General features: G+C 41.3%; 12 protein-coding genes. 1 reads left to right on the forward strand and 11 read right to left on the reverse strand.

What is annotated here, in order from left to right; genetic code table 11:
• Both ABJV04_RS04950 and ABJV04_RS04955 read right to left on the reverse strand, forming a co-directional pair.
• Positions 1–246: hypothetical protein (locus ABJV04_RS04950; protein ID WP_348489376.1), on the reverse strand; the 246-nt coding region annotated here is incomplete at its 3' end.
• Positions 247–352: 106 nt separating this feature from the next.
• Positions 353–736: a hypothetical protein gene (locus tag ABJV04_RS04955; RefSeq protein WP_348490196.1), complete on the reverse strand. Its 384-nt coding sequence runs from the start codon at positions 734–736 to the stop codon at positions 353–355.
• Between the two features lie 382 nt (positions 737–1,118).
• Between ABJV04_RS04955 and ABJV04_RS04960 the strand changes: the two genes are divergently transcribed.
• The gene (locus ABJV04_RS04960) at positions 1,119–2,078 is read left to right on the forward strand and encodes an integron integrase (RefSeq protein WP_348490197.1); all 960 of its coding nucleotides are present in this window, start codon (positions 1,119–1,121) and stop codon (positions 2,076–2,078) included.
• A gap of 102 nt (positions 2,079–2,180) precedes the next feature.
• Here ABJV04_RS04960 and ABJV04_RS04965 read toward each other — a convergent pair whose 3' ends face one another.
• From ABJV04_RS04965 to ABJV04_RS05005, 9 genes are all read right to left on the reverse strand, one after another.
• Positions 2,181–5,558 (reverse strand): FimV/HubP family polar landmark protein, encoded by a 3,378-nt coding sequence (locus tag ABJV04_RS04965; RefSeq protein WP_348490198.1) that lies wholly within the window; start codon positions 5,556–5,558, stop codon positions 2,181–2,183.
• Positions 5,559–5,960: 402 nt separating this feature from the next.
• Positions 5,961–6,977 carry an aspartate-semialdehyde dehydrogenase gene (locus ABJV04_RS04970; protein WP_348490199.1) on the reverse strand — a complete coding sequence of 339 codons (1,017 nt, stop codon included), beginning with the start codon at positions 6,975–6,977 and terminating at the stop codon, positions 5,961–5,963.
• Between the two features lie 58 nt (positions 6,978–7,035).
• Positions 7,036–8,166 carry a 4-phosphoerythronate dehydrogenase gene (locus ABJV04_RS04975; RefSeq protein ID WP_348490200.1) on the reverse strand — a complete coding sequence of 377 codons (1,131 nt, stop codon included), beginning with the start codon at positions 8,164–8,166 and terminating at the stop codon, positions 7,036–7,038.
• A 443-nt stretch (positions 8,167–8,609) separates the two neighbouring features.
• Positions 8,610–9,455 (reverse strand): fumarylacetoacetate hydrolase family protein, encoded by an 846-nt coding sequence (locus ABJV04_RS04980; RefSeq protein ID WP_348490201.1) that lies wholly within the window; start codon positions 9,453–9,455, stop codon positions 8,610–8,612.
• A 12-nt stretch (positions 9,456–9,467) separates the two neighbouring features.
• Complete coding sequence (locus ABJV04_RS04985) at positions 9,468–10,238, reverse strand: SDR family oxidoreductase (protein WP_348490202.1); 771 nt, start codon at positions 10,236–10,238, stop codon at positions 9,468–9,470.
• A gap of 23 nt (positions 10,239–10,261) precedes the next feature.
• A complete protein-coding gene (locus ABJV04_RS04990) occupies positions 10,262–11,134 on the reverse strand; it encodes an amidohydrolase family protein (protein WP_348490203.1) in 873 nt (290 codons plus the stop codon).
• Entirely contained in the window at positions 11,135–12,172 is a 1,038-nt protein-coding gene (locus tag ABJV04_RS04995; protein ID WP_348490204.1) for an aldo/keto reductase, read from the reverse strand. It abuts the gene before it with no gap.
• Positions 12,173–12,191: 19 nt separating this feature from the next.
• Positions 12,192–14,657, reverse strand: coding sequence for a sodium/solute symporter (locus ABJV04_RS05000; protein ID WP_348490205.1), 2,466 nt, complete (start codon positions 14,655–14,657; stop codon positions 12,192–12,194).
• Positions 14,658–14,716: 59 nt separating this feature from the next.
• Positions 14,717–17,485 (reverse strand): TonB-dependent receptor, encoded by a 2,769-nt coding sequence (locus ABJV04_RS05005; RefSeq protein ID WP_348490206.1) that lies wholly within the window; start codon positions 17,483–17,485, stop codon positions 14,717–14,719.
• Between the last annotated feature and the right edge of the window lie 209 nt (positions 17,486–17,694).

A 17,694-nucleotide genomic window follows, 5' to 3' on the forward strand; every position in this document is an offset into this window, starting at 1 on the left:
CTCAGTTTTTGACGCCCAAAATAAACCAACACTGCAAAGAACTAGCCAAGGTACGACAGAAGTACCTAAACGCTCAATTAGATTACCAAGTGAGTACTTAAACTGAAACCATAAAGCAATGGCGGGAATAATTAAAAGACCGCCAAACCAGAACAAGAAACCACCGACACCCAAGTAGTAAGCACATATAATTGTTAGCGATGAAAAGCCTAAATTAAGGCTATTATGTTTGAATTTTTCGCTCATACTTCCTTGCTGTATAACGCTCCGCATAAATGGCGGATAACAGTTGGCTAAACTTAGAGAAGAATGAGCGCCAGCCAACTGTTAAGCGTCCACTTTAATGCGTTTGTTAGGCGTCACTGCTATCCCAACTTAAAACTACATTTGGTAAAGCATGTTTTATTTTATCGCTTAACTCTACTATTAAACCATGCTTAATTCTTGCATCAGCTAAAATTGTCACCGAATAAGAACCACATTCCATGTCAGCCAACTTTATTTGCTCAATTAAAGCTTCAGCTTGAAATACTTCACCTCGATACTTTACTTTTTTGTCCGAAATTATAGCTATAGCATGGTTGCTGCAATGGGAATGACAAAATACTTTTGGAGGACATCTACCACCTTTTATCACATCAAAAACTTGCGGCTGGGGCTTAAATGCAAGATAAGCAAAAAACATCATTAAGATAAGTAAAACTGATAAAAATCCAAATTGTGTATGACTACCCACCTAAATCTCCAAGACGCCTAACATCTTATTATGTAGACCTCACAGTAACACGCATCAAGTTTCACTATTGGCCTCCACAATTCTTTTACTTATATCAGTAGCTTACTTTAAATATTATGTGTTTTACCATCAGAAATTCAGCGTGTTACTGAGAATTCTCAGTAATCTCAACCTTAAGAATTTAACAATCCTATATTTTTCAATATGTTAGATAATATTGGTGTTCATTTTCTGTATTTACTAAGACTTCACAGTAATTACACACCAAAAACTGAACCTAAAACCATACCAAGTACAGGCTACAGAGCATTCCAAACAATTTTATAATGCGTGTTACTGAGAGATCTCAGTAATTACGTAACTATAGAATTGGAGATATTTCATGGCACAAAGCCCATTTCTTGAAGATATACGCAAAATAATGAGGACTAAGCATTATTCTATTCAGACTGAGAAAACCTATCTTGTATGGATAAAGCGATTCATTCTTTTTAATCAAAAACGCCACCCAAAAGACTTAGGTGAACAAGAGGTTACTGCATTTCTCACTCATCTAGCCGTTGACAGACATGTCACCTCCTCAACGCAAAACTTGGCATTGTGCTCAATCGTGTTTATGTATAAACACGTCTTTGAGCGAGAGTTAACGCTTTTACCGGATACGGTTCGTGCTAGAGCGCCTAAACGAGTACCTACCGTCTTAAGTCATGATGAGGCAATGAGCATTATTGGTCAGATGAATGAAAAGTATCGACTGATGTTTTCCTTACTTTACGGTTGTGGGCTACGTAAAGCTGAACTGCTTAAACTTAGAGTTAAAGACATCGACTTCGCTACGAAAAGTATTTTTGTATTCAGAGGAAAAGGCGGTAAAGATAGAGTCACGATGTTACCAAACAATCTAATAGCCTCCCTAAAGACTCAAATCAACGCCGTTCGGCAGCTTCACCAGAAGGACATCGCAGAGGGCGGTGGTGAAACGAGTTTGCCTTCCGGACTAGCAAGAAAGTACCCCTATGCGATTAAAGAGTTCAAATGGCAGTATTTGTTTCCTTCAACAAATAGATGTCAGCATCCAGTTGATGGTTACTATTGCCGCCATCATTTGCATTGGACGGCGTTAACCAAAGCGCTAAGGAAAGCAGTTAAAGCATCAGAGGTTACAAAGCATGTGACGGCACATACTTTTAGGCACTCGTTTGCTACTCAACTGTTGCTTTCCGGTGCTGATATCAGAACTGTACAAGAATTACTTGGTCATAACGACTTACGAACAACGCAAATCTATACTCACGTTATTGGCCAACATTCTTCTGGAACGTCCAGTCCTTTAGATAGGTAACGATTCAATAGAAAGTTAACTGTTTTCCATAAAAACACCAGATCAGATTGTAACTCCCCTTTTGCTAATCACTCTAATCCAAGTAATTCCATAGAGAAGCTTTTAAGCAAGTTTTCCTAGTAACTCTCTAGCTTCTTCTTGCTGTGCCTCGTCGCCTTTTTGCAATACTTCTTCAAGTAATTCTTTGGCAGCGCTAATATCATCAGTTTCGATATATGCTTGGGCTAAATCTAACTTAGCACCAATACCGTTATCTGAATCCACATCTACCTCATCAGCCTCACCAAAACCTTCATAGGATTCAAAAGCTGCGGCAAGATTTAACTCTTTATCAATATCAAGGCTTCCTTCAGCTTCGATACTCTCTTTAATTAAATCATCCACGTCTAAAAAGTCTTCTTCCGATTTTTGCTCAGGGGCTGCTTCAGATGTTGAATGCTGAGTTGATGGAGTATCCACATCGTTTAATAGTGCATCAAAATCTAACCCACTATCTATATTAGATAATGCATCTTTATCATCTATTGATTCGACTTCTTCGCTGTCATCTTCTGTGGCATCTATGCTATCGAGCAACTCATCAAAGCTCGTGTTTTCAAGCTCATCTAGGGAATTGGTTTCGGCTGCTTCTTCAGACGATAACCAGTCACCCAATCCAGGCAGATCATCTAATTCGACGTTTTCTGACTTTTCGGCTGATGTTTCATCAGCAGCGCTGTCTTGATCAGCTAAATAATCTTCATCGAAAGCTCTCAGAGCTTCATCTAAATCGGCATCATCAAAACCATCAGAGTCGTCTGTGGATAAACTATCTATATCATCGATACTGGGTATTTTTTCGTCTAAATCAGAAAGGACTTTTTCAATATCGTCTTCTTTCTCGATGGGGATAATCTGCTCTAATTGCATATCATCCGAGTCTTCGCCGGGCAGCGCTAGATTGTCATCATCTAACTCAACATCAAAGCTTGTTGCTTCTGACACAACCTCTTGTTCGAAATCATCTAATGCTTTGTCAAGATCCTCAATTTCATCACTATCTAATGATGTAGTGTCGTTTTCAGAGCTGGATTCTGTGGGTAAATCATCCTCAGCTTCTAATGGATCTGCTGTGTCTTGAATCTCGTCAACAGCTGGCTCTTCTACTGTGTCTTGAATCTCGTCAACAGCTGGTTCTTCTGCTGTATCTTGAACCTCATCAATAACTGGTTCTTCTGATGTGTCTTGAACTTCATCAACAGCGGGCTCTTCTGCTGTATCTTGAATCTCGTCAACAGATGGCTCTTCTGCTGTATCTTGAACCTCATCAACAGCGGGCTCTTCTTCTGTGTCTTGAGTCTCGTCAACAGCGGCCCTTTCTGATTGAGGTTGTTCATCTTCGGAGTCCACAGATAAAGAAGAGTCAGAGGCTGCTATTTCGTCTGTTTGTGCTTGCTTATCACTTTCAAGCTCAGCCAAGAGTTCATCCGCTGATAAAGATTCCACACTGCTATCCTCAACACTCTGTTGATTTAGCAAATCGTCAATATCGTCAGCATCAAGTTTATCGTTGTCTTCAAGTTCTGGAGGCTGCTCAGCAGTTTGTGTATTATTCGACGAATCAGTATCCTCATCGTCGACGGTATCGAAAAGCTCATCAGCAATATCTAATTCTTCACCGCTATCATCGCTTAAATCATCGATAACATCGTCTTCATCAATGTTTTCTGATAACGAATCTAATTCCTGAATTCCCATCTGACTTTCCGTGGGATCAGGTTCTTCTATTGATTCCGGCTCTTCGTCGAGCATTCCACCCATTTGTTCCAATTGCTCTATTTCATTAAGCAATTCATCGGTAATATTATCGAGTTGAGCATTTTGCTGATGAATTTCTTTATCGATACTCTGGAGCATTTCCTCATTCATTACATCTGAGTTATCAGAAATAATAGAGTCTTCATCCTCTTCTGAAAGAGGTTGCTCAAGTAATTCGTCGATACTTATTTCAGGTTTGTCGGGTTCATCATCAATAGCAGGTGGCGTGATTTTGGCAGCAGGTAACTCAGTTGAAACATCTGAATCGTCTGTCGTAGGCTCACTTTCGTCAGCTTTATCTTCAGGGATATCAATATCTAAATCAGGTAATTCGCCTAATTCATCAGTTTCATCGTTAGCAATTTCATCTAGATTCGACTCAGACAAATCTAAATCATCTTTTTCTAATTCTTGGGAATCGTTCTGTTCTGCTAATGGGTCCAAATCAGCATCGGCGTCACCTAACTCATCTCCAATGTCTGCAAGTAACTCATCTTCATCAAACAGGTTATCGAGATCATCTTCCAGACCACCGTCATCTTCTGCCGTGTCAGTTGTGGATTCTTCAATAACTGGATCTAAACTGTCGTCATCTAAATCATCAAAGGCTTCAAAGCTTTCGTCACTATTGGCATCTAATGACTCTTCTAGTTCTTCTGACAATACATCATCTAGGAGATCATCATCTCCAAATAAATCATCATCACTGTCTTCTAACTCTTCGCTTAACTCGTTGGTTAATGCATCAGCCAGATCATCCATTTCATCACTTTGCTCTAAAATAGCGGCGTGATTTTCGTCAAGTATAGCTTCGCTTTCAGCTTCAGGGCGCTTACGGCGAATTAGCCACATGGCAAATGCACCAAGCAAACTAATAGTCAACAATACAGATAGAAGGATAAGAAATAATGGATCGGTCAACCATGCAAAACTACTCTTTTCCATCTCAGCTTTGCGCTGGCTTTCTGCCTCTCGAGAGATAGCTAATAATTCGTTTTGCAGTGCCAACATTTGGTCCATTTGCACTTGCAACTCTTCATCAACGCGTCCGCGTAAACTACTAATTTCAGTGTCAACGGTATCTAAACGGTCAACTAACTTACGATTTTCATTAAGCAGGGTTTGTACACTTTCGATTGACTCGGCAAATTGCTGCCGAATTGCCGTGAACTGGCGATTTTGTTCCGCATCAAGGGCACTGAGTTTTTCTTCAATGACTTGCTTGGTTTCTGTTAGATCATCTTTACTTGCTGCTTCTTGGGAAGTTTTGACGATAACTTGCTGGGTTTCACCTTTTGTGAAAGCTCGCCAAGCATTATCATCCTGTTCCGCTTTCATTTGTGCAGCTTTAGGATCAATTCTAGCCACATAACGTTCTGAAGGAAGCTTCAGAATACTGCCATCAACTAAATGATTAAAATTTTGATCTTCAAAGGCATCAGGATTGAGTTGGTAAATGGCCTGCATCACCTGATAAACAGAGAGGTTTTTATTCTGACGGTATTTGCTGGCTATTCGCCATAGCGTATCTGCTGGCACCACTGGACCATAGGTACTACCTGAAAGCTCAGCCGTATTACTCTTAGGCCCTCTAATTTGTAATTGTTGGGCATCAATAGTGGCGCTAATAGACAAAAGTCCTACGCTGGCAAATAGTAAAAACGCTACCTGTCGCACATTCATATAATTAAGTCGTCGCCCTGTAATAATTATTATTTTTTGCTCACAAAAATGTGACCAATTCCATAAAATTAGTATTAAAAATCCGTCTCTAACTAATAACCGCTAACTTGCACCTACGGGTGTTAAGCTATCGTAGAGAATCATAATATGAGGAATAAGCAAAACTCATTCCAAACCAATGTCTTTAATCAGTATCAATTACCACAAATATAAACCACATAACAACGATGATCTACATAGATAGAACATTAAGCATCATATAGCTGCTTTTAATCGATTAAAACGTCAATTGGTGATTAATATATAACGTTATCTTTAGTTATCGGCATAGCTGTAAATTACTAAAAATAAATCAAAAAAAAGGCCAGACATGAGTCTGACCTTTTAAACATAAACCTATTCTTACATGTAATCTCGAACCAGTACTTCTGCTATTTGAACACTGTTCAAAGCCGCACCTTTTCTGACATTGTCAGACACGACCCACATGTTTAAACCATTTGGATGAGAGATATCATTTCGTACTCGACCAACAAATGTTTCGTCCTGACCGCTAGCGTCACCAACTTGAGTTGGGAAGTCTTCTGGGTTCTCTAGCAACTTAACGCCAGGGGCATCGGCTAATAATCGTTTAGCATCTTCTGCATCCAACGGTGAATGAGTCTCTAAATGGATGGCTTCGCCATGGCCAAAGAATACCGGTACTCGTACAGCAGTAGCGTTGACCAAAATAGAATCATCACCCATTATTTTTTGCGTTTCCCAAACCATTTTCATTTCTTCTTTGGTGTAGTCATTGTCCATGAACACATCAATTTGTGGGATAACATTAAAGGCAATTTGGCGACTAAAGGCTTTAGGAGTGATTTCTCTGCCACTCAACAAGTCTGTAGTTTGTTTAGCCAACTCTTCCATTGCAGATTTACCTGCGCCAGAAACAGACTGATACGTTGAAACGTTAATACGCGCAATGCCAACTGCGTCTTGAATAGGCTTTAAAGCCACCATCATTTGGATAGTTGAGCAATTAGGGTTGGCAATGATATTACGATTTCTAAAATCAGCTAAAGCGTGAGGGTTAACCTCTGGCACAACTAATGGAATATCAGGTTCGTAACGATAATGTGAAGTGTTGTCGATAACGACACAACCCGCTTCTGCGGCTTTTGGTGCGAAAATTTCAGACACACTGCCACCAGCAGAGAAAAAGCCCAATTGAACGCTAGACCAATCGAAGGTATCTGCATCTAATACGGTAATCTCTTTGCCCTTGAAGGTCACTTTACCACCCGCAGAGCGACTGCTCGCCAATGGATACAATTTATTAACCGGAAATCCTCGTTGTTCGAGAATTTCAATCATGTGTTGACCAACTAAACCAGTTGCCCCTAAAACAGCAACATCAAAAGCGCGAGACATTAGTGCATTACTCCAAAAAATATAATCAAATTAAGCTAATACTGAATAAACAATTAGCCTACTCTCCAATGGTATTAAAACCAAGGCCGTAGAGTGCCTCGGAAATGTCTAAATTTCCAGTTTTTAAGGTAACAGATGCAAATTCTCTTCTTATAGCATAGTGTTTTCGGCTATAAACGAAGTCTGCAGCAGATTTCACCCCTTGTTTGAACGAATCACTATCCATTTTAACATCGTAAGTACTCAAAATGGCGGCACTGACTTGTTCGAATTTGCTTTTATCAGATAAGTGTTTAATTTCGATGGTTTCCGCAGCCGGCAAACAGCTTTTAAAATTCAATTCCTGAGGCAAGTTAAATCGCTGACACAACTGCTCATACAACATATAGGTTCCTCTTGCCTTACCTTCAATGGTATGACCCGCAATATGGGCGGTGGCAATTCGGCAGTGAGGAACCAAGTCAAAATCAATCCCTGGTTCATTTTCCCATACGTCCATATTCAGACGCAGTGCCTTACCTTGTTGTAACAGGCTTTTAGCAGCTTGATTATCAATTACTTCACCACGACAGGCGTTGATTAATAATTGGTTGTCTTGCAGGTTAGATAACCTTTCATGATCAAACATGTGGTGGGTAGCATCTTCCCCCTCAGTAACAAAAGGCACGTGCAAGCTAATAATGTCACACTGACAGATCTCCTCGAAGGCGTAAAAACGTCTTGTATCACCGGCTTTTTGTAATGGCGGATCACATAATTTAGTTTTTATACCCAATACCTGTAAACGTTTATCGAGTTGGGTACCAACATGACCTGCCCCCACAATTCCAACGGTTTTATCTGCTAAATCAGTCAAGCAGTCTGCATACTCATTGACTAAACAACTCAACACATATTCTGCCACCGCAATTGCATTGCAGCCTGCCGCACTGCCCCAAGGAATAGACTTTGCCGCTAACATAGGTTTATCAATGTGGTCAGAACCAGCGGTTGCAGTGGCAACGTATTTCAACTTTTGTGCTTTGCTAAGTAATTGTTCGGTTACTTTGGTTGTTGAGCGCACCAATAAAACGTCGATATCCGTAAGGTCATCAGGTGTTAAGGTTTGACTTGAGAATGACTGAATATCACCAAGGCGTGAGAAAAAGTGCTCGGCATAGGGCATCGAGTCTTCGTATAAAATTTTCATATTTGTTTTTATTCCAAGGGTTTAGGAAAAATCTGTGAACAAATAAAAGCCAAGGAACACATGCCCTGCTCTGTTAATTGGGGCTATCCCCCGCCAGCGCTTACGTATACCCAAGTACAATAAGGATTGAATTAAAAGTACATACCATAAAGCTGATCCGGCGCAGTTTACCCTGTTGCGAGGCTAAAATCACCCTACCAAGAGCAAAGGGGCATTGGGCAAGGGGTAGCTGTCCATAAAGATGGAGATTGATGGCTGTCCATGAAGATAGCCCACGAAGATAGCCATTAAAGATAGTAAGTATGTTTAGCTTTTGGACATAACCACAAGGCCTTGGCTTTAAATTCGCAAAAAAGGGAATTAAGCTTGGCTTGCCTAACTCCCTTTAGGAAGATATTTAACACCCTTAGGTCGTATACTCATTAGCAGTAACTAGTAACCAATTAACTGTGGGCAACAACCGTTTGTGACTGGCTACCTAAACCGGCAATGCCTAGAGTTACTTTGTCACCGACATTAAGGTAGATAGGTGGTTTTTGACCAAGACCAACGCCTGGTGGTGTGCCAGTGGAGATAACATCGCCCGGCTCTAAGGTACAAAACTGACTAAGGTAGCTGACGATGAAAGCAGGTTTAAAAATCATGGTTTTGGTGCTGCCATCTTGGAAACGTTTGCCATTTACGTCAAGCCACATGCCTAAATTATGAGGATCCGCCACTTCATCGGCAGTGACTAAATAAGGACCCAGTGGCCCGAAGCTGTCACACCCTTTACCTTTATCCCATTGGTTACCGCGCTCTAACTGGAAGGTTCTTTCAGATACATCGTTACACACACAATAACCAGCAATATGATCCGCTGCGTCATTCTCAGACACATAAGATGCTTTCTTACCAATCACAATAGCCAGCTCAACTTCCCAATCTAACTTGTCACTATTTTTCGGTTTGATTATGTCATCATTAGGCCCACAAATTGCGCTGGTAAATTTAGAAAATACTTCCGGCTCGGTGGGGATAGGCATATTTGACTCGGCGGCATGATCGGCATAATTAAGCCCAATACAGATAAATTTCCCAACTTTATTAACACATGCGCCTAATCGCACATCTCCATCAACAATGGGTAAACTGGTTAAATCAAGGCCTTTAATTTTGTCCAGTAATTCAGGTTGTAAGGTCACACCATCAATATCATCAAGCACCGACGACAAATCACGAATTTGCGCGTTTCCATCTAAGATCCCTGGTGCTTCTTGGCCTTGTGCACCAAACCGTAATAATTTCATTTTCGCTCCCTATTAGTTGTTTATGGTGACAAAACCACCGTCGATTGGAAAATTGCTGCCAGTAATAAAACTGGCCTCATCTGAACATAAATATTTTACCAGTGCGGCGACTTCTTCAGGCTTGGCCATGCGACCTATTGGCTGAGTCTTAGACAGTTTTTCAAACATTTCCTGTTTGTTATCTGGATAATTATTTTCTAAATAATTATCCACAAACGGCGTATGAACACGTGCGGGGGCAACACAGTTACAACGGATCCCGTCTTCGACATAATCTTTCGCAATAGAATAGGTCATGGTTAATACAGCACCTTTGCTCATGGAGTAGGCAAACCGGTCTGGAATCCCCACACTAGAAGCAATAGAGGCCATATTCACAATCACACCTGACTGTTGTTTTTTCATATGGGAAATGCAGGCAAATGCACAGTTGTAAACTCCCTTCACATTCACCTGGTAGACTTTATCTAGTTCGCTTTCAGAGGTTTCCTCTAGGGTTCCAATTGAGCCAATTCCAGCATTATTGACCAATACATCAATACGTCCGTGTTGCTCCACTAAATGTGCAAAACCTTGATTGACCTGTTGATGATTGGTCACATCTAAAGTTAATGCCTGAGCCTCTCCCCCTGCCGACAAAATAGCTTGAGCCGCGGCTTCACTCGCCTCTGCCGATAAATCAACGACGATGACTTTATGCCCTTCTGCAGCCAAAGCCTGACAAACGGCAAAACCGATACCACTTCCACCACCGGTGACCACTGATACTTTTTGCTTATTCATGTTTTTTTTCATAGCTTAATAATCTACTTACCTAGGTTATAAAATTTCGTAGCGCTAGCTGACCAAAAATCCTCTAGCTCTTGCGGACTAAACGGCTTTGTTAAGGTTTGACAGATTTGCATCCAATCTGAATAGTTACTCTTTAAATTTAACACTGGCCAGTCACTCCCCCACATCATGCGACTTGCACCAAATGTTTGATATACATGTTTAAAATACGCTTCAAAATCTTCAGCATGTTGTTGATGTTCATTGGCTTCAAGGGTCAGCCCAGAGACTTTAATAAACACATTTTCAAGAGCCACAAAAGCGCTTATTCTTTGCGCCCACTCATCAAACTCGTTATCAGCGATATTCGGTTTGGCACAATGATCAATGACGATTTTCAAGGTGGGATACTGGCGCGCAAGTGTATTGATGGCTGACAGTTGTGATGTTCGCACCAGCGCATCAAAACTCAGTTTCTGCTGGTGAAGATAGCTAAAAATAGGCTGAAAATTAGGGTTTAAAATCCAATTGGAATCGTCAATATCCTGCAACATCGGGCGTACACCCTTGAAGGTTGGTTGCTTGGCTAATTGGGCTAAACGCTTTAGCACTTTTTCCCTTGCAGACTCAAAATCTATCCAGCCAACCACCCCAGAAATACCCTGAGCATCGGCCATAGATAACAAATAGTCGGTTTCCGAGTCGGTTGCTGCAGCTTGAATAACCACCTTTTTTTCGACATTCATTGGGTGGCTTACGTGTTGATAGTCTTGGGGGCTAAAATCCTGGTATAGCTCGATTATATCTGGTGTTAGCCAGTGATAGTCAGCGCGCGTTAACTGCCAGATATGAAAATGACTATCGACTATTTTCTGGTTGCCTAATGGCCAAGCTTTGGTTTCGAACATTTAGGGTTTGCCCATAGGTAAAGGGGCATCAGCACGCACTAAGCCTTTTGATTGTAAACTTACCCAAAACTCTTGCGGTATGGCTTGTTCGAACAAGTTAATGGTTTGTGCCATGCGAGCTGCACTATCAATACCAGGGATTACAGTTGCGACCGCTGGATGTGCCAAGGGAAATTGTAAGGCTGCTGCGGCTAGATCGACCTCAAATTCAGCACAAAGGCCTTCGATTTGTGCCACTTTGTCAATAATGGCCTTAGGCGCAGGCTGATAGTTATAATAAGGTTTGGGATTGTCTTTGACCCCAGTGGCTAAAATACCAGAGTTGTATGGGCCTCCTAAAATGATCGAAGCTCCGTGAGCTGTGCATTTAGTTAAAAAGCTATTTAACGGATTCTGTTCTAACAAAGAATAACGGCCAGCCAATAAAAAACAGTCAAACTGACCCAGTTCCATCACCCGTTCACACACCTCGGTTTCATTTACCCCAAGGCCAACAGCTTTTATAACTCCCTGGGATCTAAGTTCGTCTAACGCTTTGTAACCACTTGAGGAAAGTTGTTGGTAGTAAAAAGCGTCTTGCGCGGCGTGGGTATCTTGCCCAATATCATGGACTAGTAATACGTCAATTTGTGCCAGCCCGAGGCGCTGTAAACTGTCTTCAAAGGAACGCATTATGCCACTATAGGTATAATCGTAATGGGCATCGAAGGGCATTGGCGTGTGAAAGCCATAACGCAGTTGAGATACATCAGCATGCTGATCGGGTTTCAAGATTCTTCCCACTTTGGTTGAAATAACGTAGTCTGACTTAGGAACAGTTCGTAGTGCATCACCTAGGCGTCTTTCGCTGAGCCCTAAGCCATATCTTGGCGCGGTATCGAACAGATTAACCCCTGCTGCAACCGCTGCATCCAAGGTTTGCCGTGCATCATGGTCAGATATAGGCTGGTATAGATTGCCTAAAGACGCTGCCCCCATCCCCAGTGCGGTCACCTTCAGATCGGTTTTACCGATTACATTGGTTGCTATATTCGACATCGTTTTATCTCGGTTATTTTTAGTTTTCCGGCACTTCGGGTCTAAAATCACCATGTAAGACCATGGTTCCCCAATTTTTTAACCATGTGGGTTTGTTTCTATTACCGGACCACCAGTTCTCATGGTGAAAATTGCCCCAATTCCCTTCACCGTCTTGTTTATTATCCAAATCAGCAATCGCTATGTTGAAGCCCATTTTAGTGATGGGCATATCTGCATGCCAAAATTCCCCAGGGGCTATTTCTAAGGTAGGCTCGGGTTTGATTCTCCATTCAATGGTATAGCCGCTATTATCTGCTTTTATCTGTACTTTTGCCTCCATAGCACCTGCAAGAATCCACTGTTGGTAATTGTTCCAAGCACTTTCTATTGAACGTTCTTCACCTTCCAATAGTCCACCTTGGCCAATGCCATGGAGTCTAGATTTATGGGTACTCACAACCATCTGCCAACTGTGGCCATTACCTTTGTTTAATTGCCCGTCTTGTTTACTCCATTGATTCTCGGCATTGATTAAAACTTCAACCCCATCACCAAACCATGGAAAACCCTCTCGTGTTAATTCATGAGCTTTTTCATTTTCCGCTGGTAACCACCTTGGTGTATCGAACCCGTAAAGTAGGTTGTCATTAATATCAAAGGCAAAATATAGAAACTCACCATCATGTTTTAGCCATACATTACCATTGAGATCTTGACTATCTTTGACTGGGGAAAATTGCGATGTCCAATATTCGATACCACTTAATTTTGTGGCATCTGCATATTCTTCTGGTTTGACATGGCCATCAAAAATAGGGCTTGTGCCGCGATAAACCGACACTTCAGGGGCCGCTGGAATAGTGTTTTGACTTTCCTTCACTGCTGTAGAACCATTTTGGCTCGCCAAATACTCAAAGCCGACATACAGGGAGACCATCACCAAGGCTAGTATTCCCCATGCCCGCCAAATATTTTTTGATTGTTGTTTAGATTTACTATCCCTTTTACTGGCCATTTCTTTAAAGCTTGGAAGTAGCTCCTCTTCTGCAGAATGTTGAGTTAATAGAGACAGTACAATAGTTAATAAAGATGTGAATACAAACAATAAGAACGACAGAGTAAGAAAGTGTGGCCAAGCCTCAAACAATCCTAAGGTGTTGCCATTGACACTAAGCAAACCAACACTAATACAAGTAACACAGCCAATGACAAAACTATAGATTGCCGCCTTAGCTGTTACTCGATGCCAAAACAAACCAATTAGAAACAAGGTAGTTAAAGGCGGGGCTAAAAACGCGATTAAACTTTGCAGCAACTCAAACAAGTTACTAGCAACCCCTTCCATTGCTATAGCCCAGATAAAAGCAAATATACTGGCAACAACAGTAACGATACGGCCCACTAAACGGGTTTCTTTTAGGGATAGTTTTTCACCTTTTTTAATCATAGGTTCATAGATATCTAAGGTAAAAATAGTACTAAAAGAGTTTAATCCTGAGTCTAAGGTACTAATTAATGCAGCCATCAAAACCGCAATCATTAACCCTCTGAACCCTACGGGCATGTATTCACTCACCATGGAAATAAAGGCACCGTCGGTATTTTCGATACCTGGATTGAGGATATAAAATAAAATGCCTGGCAAAATAAAGATAAAAGGTGGAAGAATTTTTAAGGCTGCGGCAAGGAACACACCTTTTTGTGCAGTTGGCAGATCTTTTGCGGCAAAGACACGTTGAACGATGGTTTGGTCAGTACACCAAAACCACACAGCCATTATAGGATAACCTAAGATAAATGCTGTCCAGGGTACCTCTTCTGACTCTAAATCAATCAGTGACCAATATTCAGCAGGGGCTTTGCTAACAAGCTCTCCTATCCCCCCCACTTCGTACAAACCAATTAAGGTTAAGGCGGCCATTCCCACTATCATTAACACAGTTTGAAATGCGTCGGTCACAATTACTGCGGCTAAGCCCCCTACCACAGTAAAACTGGTAGCGATAACTAGCAACAATAAAACCGACTGCCACAATTCCCAACCAGTAAATTGTGAAAACAACAGACCGCCAACATATAAACCACCACCAAGCCAAACCACCACCACAGTCAACAGCGAATAAGCAGTTAATAAGCGGTACATGGTCTCGCCGAAACGGCGTTTGATAATTTGTGGGATGGTCGTGACATTTAAACTCAAATAGTATGGTGTAAATACCATGGCCAGTAGCAGCATAAATATCCATGCCATCCACTCAAAATTAGCAATCAACATACCTGAGCCGTACGCTGCGCCAAAACTGGCAATAAGAAATGACGGACCAATATTAGTCCCCCAAATAGACATGCCAATACTGGCAAAACCAACACTTTTATCGCCCACAAAAAGTGAGGCATCTTTTGATTGCCGTAACGAAACAAAAAGGCCGATAGCCATTAATAAAATGACGTATATGGCAATGACATAAAAATCGATGGAGTGGAGTGATACTTCTACATTCATGATGATTTAGTTACAAAATGAGTGTCCAGGCGGACACTCATTTATGTACTTCCCTCTAATTAAAAGTTACCTCTGACGGCAAAAACAACTGTACGGCTTCTGGTGACATAATCACGGAAGTTAGATTCATCTACAATGTAATTCCTAGCGTTTTCTTCGGTGGCATTGATAACATTTAAAATTAACTCGACGTTTTCATTTACGTTATACGACAGGTTAATGTCCACTTGGGCAGTCGCTTCACTAAACGCAGGTTGGTTAGCTCGGTCAAAACCACCACCTAGGGCTTGGAAGAACTCATCACGATAAACATAGGCTAGCCTTGCTCCGAATTTATCTGTTTCATAATACACAGTGGTATTAAAGTTATTTTCAGACGAGCCAGGGAAACCGTAGCTTAATAAAGGATTGTTTTCTGGGTTATCAAAACTCGAATCAACAAATGTATAGTTAGCTTGAATCCCAAAGAATTCAGTAATCGGCATATTGGTACCCAGTTCAATACCTTTAACTTCACCGCTAGATACATTTACCGGTTGAGTTACATCAAAAAGCTGATCACCGAAACCTTCTAACTGCACATCAGAGCGCGCTTCACGCAGGACAAAGTTAGACACATCTTTGTAGAACAGACTGGCATAAATAGCACCGTCATTTTGAGTGTAATATTCAAAAGTTGAATCAAATGACCATGCGGTATATGGCTTCAAATTTGGGTTACCAATTTCTGCCGTCGGGTTAATCGTGGGATCATACCCAGATGCAGATGGGTCAACAAAGTCTACGGTTCCATTTGACTTTAAGTCAGTATATTCAGGCTGAGACATGGATTTAGAGATACCAAAGCGCAGTTGCATGTCGTCACTTAGCTCAACCATTAAGTTGGCACTAGGTAAGTATTCCCAACCGTCATTACTGACTGTTGATGGTACATATTCTGCACTAATTTGGCCTGCAACGGGGTGCACAACTCGCACATTTTGGAAACCATATACATCGCGATCGGTTTCTACTGCACGTAAGCCGACATTCCCGCTAAAGGGTAAATCAGACGAACCAAACTCACCGTTGAAATCCAATTGCACATAAAATGCTAAGGTATCTTCTTCCACTACAAAAGAACTGGCTCTATCCAATGGCATAGCGCCATCAACCACATCGTACAACGGAGAATCGAAGGAGCTTCTATCTGCACTTAAGCCAAATATATCCGGATAAGCAGCTAATTGCGCATCATAATCGGCAAGCAAAAACTGGTTATATCCCAGGTTCTCCCCAGGGAACAACACTTCTGTTAAGGAACCATCGAAAGTCGCTGATTCTAAGGCTTCATCATCAAAAATCAGACCAAAGGCACTGGCTTCACGAATATCAATTTCCGCTGTGGTATAACGCACACCACCTTTTGCAGTTAAATTTTCGTTGATATAGAGTTTTCCATCTAATTTAAATGCATGTTTATCCGAATCCCCTTCCCGTTCACGAACGAAGGCCCCGATACTGTCATATGACGCGGGATCGTTGGCATCGGCACCAAAGGTAAACGACGGTACATCACCTGTGCCATCAAATGTAATCTGACTTTGATCAAGCACAGTGTTGATATTTGACTCAAAAATACCAAGTCTTAAATCCTGTTTAAAATCTACCGTTGAATAGGAGTAATCGGCTTCTAGGGTAAAGTCACTGTATTTTCCCCATATTAGATTAAAACCGACGGTAGAGTTATCAGACAAATTGTCGAACAATAAGTCGAATGGACTCAAATAAATGCCGCTACCGCCAACCACTTTAGATGCATCTATACCTTGCACAAAATTGTTTTCAATATCGATAGCACCAGGACCGAATACACCACTGTAATCGAAGAAGACATCTAAGGTAGGACGCTGAGAATAAACGTCAAAACTTGAAGTATACCCATCAACAGTTAACTCTAAACTATCATTAATTTTCCATTGTACCCCTGCCGAAATAGACTGACGCTCTTTGCTGCCACGAATGGCATTATAGGAAATTCGAGTATGAGACAGCACATCTTCACGAATTGTATCGGCCTGTCCATCGCCAGTTGTATCTAATTGCAGATCTCTTTCTTGCGCCCTTGTGAAGACTTCATCTACTGAATAATCCGCATCAGAGATAATCGCGGAAACGTAACCAGCAATAGTATCGTCGTCATTTTTAAACCCGAAGATGCCAGATAATTTAGGTGCAACTTCACTGGTTTGACTGTCGTGATAACCAGAAATCGTCGCTGCCCCAAAATAATTGCGGCCATCTTTAAATGAGCTCAATGAATTTAACGGTTTGAGTGTTTCTAATTCAATTGAACCACCAATACCACCCTCTATGGTTTCAGCAGAAGGCGTTTTACGAACAACAACACCACTAATAATTTCCGATGGGATAACATCAAGGTTGAACTGGCGAATATTTTGGATGCCTTCATCACCATGGGATAAAGGTGAGCGACCGTTCACTGTAGTGTTAACAAAAAGAGGGCCCATGCCGCGGATTGACGCTCGGTCACCTGAAATACCATTGTTATTGCGTTGAATCTGGACACCAGGAATACGGTTAATGGCATCACCAATATTATCGTCAGTAAACTTACCAAGGTCTTCGGTGGTGATTGCATCAACAACCCCACTTGCCCCGCGTTTTAAATTTTGTGAATTAACGATGCTGCCTCGAATTCCACCTCGAACTTCAATCACTTCAACGTCGTTATTTTCGTCTGTAACTTCAGCTGAATGAGCATTGACTAAAAGTGTGCTTCCGATCACGACGGATAACACAGATAACTTAGTTTTCAATTTTTTCATACTTGTACCCTGCGACATAAATTGTGTTTGTATTTTTTGTTAATTGAATGATCAAATTCGCTAGCTGGAAATCATATTACACCCAATTTATGATATTTCAACCCTAACAGTTGATATTTTTTAAAAACTATTTAACATCTATTAACATTGACTTTTGATATTTCATAAAGTTTACTATTCATCAGAATAAGTCTCTTTATGAAGGTCTA

This window comes from Aliiglaciecola sp., assembly GCF_039982535.1.
GTDB lineage: Bacteria > Pseudomonadota > Gammaproteobacteria > Enterobacterales > Alteromonadaceae > Aliiglaciecola.

Coding starts and splice junctions, on each gene's coding strand:
- ABJV04_RS05005 (WP_348490206.1), bottom strand. CDS start 17,485: ATGAAAAAATTGAAAACTAAGTTATCTGTGTTATCCGTCGTGATCGGA.
- ABJV04_RS04995 (WP_348490204.1), bottom strand. CDS start 12,172: ATGTCGAATATAGCAACCAATGTAATCGGTAAAACCGATCTGAAGGTG.
- ABJV04_RS04960 (WP_348490197.1), top strand. CDS start 1,119: ATGGCACAAAGCCCATTTCTTGAAGATATACGCAAAATAATGAGGACT.
- ABJV04_RS04975 (WP_348490200.1), bottom strand. CDS start 8,166: ATGAAAATTTTATACGAAGACTCGATGCCCTATGCCGAGCACTTTTTC.
- ABJV04_RS04970 (WP_348490199.1), bottom strand. CDS start 6,977: ATGTCTCGCGCTTTTGATGTTGCTGTTTTAGGGGCAACTGGTTTAGTT.
- ABJV04_RS04980 (WP_348490201.1), bottom strand. CDS start 9,455: ATGAAATTATTACGGTTTGGTGCACAAGGCCAAGAAGCACCAGGGATC.
- ABJV04_RS04990 (WP_348490203.1), bottom strand. CDS start 11,134: ATGTTCGAAACCAAAGCTTGGCCATTAGGCAACCAGAAAATAGTCGAT.
- ABJV04_RS05000 (WP_348490205.1), bottom strand. CDS start 14,657: ATGAATGTAGAAGTATCACTCCACTCCATCGATTTTTATGTCATTGCC.
- ABJV04_RS04965 (WP_348490198.1), bottom strand. CDS start 5,558: ATGAATGTGCGACAGGTAGCGTTTTTACTATTTGCCAGCGTAGGACTT.
- ABJV04_RS04985 (WP_348490202.1), bottom strand. CDS start 10,238: ATGAATAAGCAAAAAGTATCAGTGGTCACCGGTGGTGGAAGTGGTATC.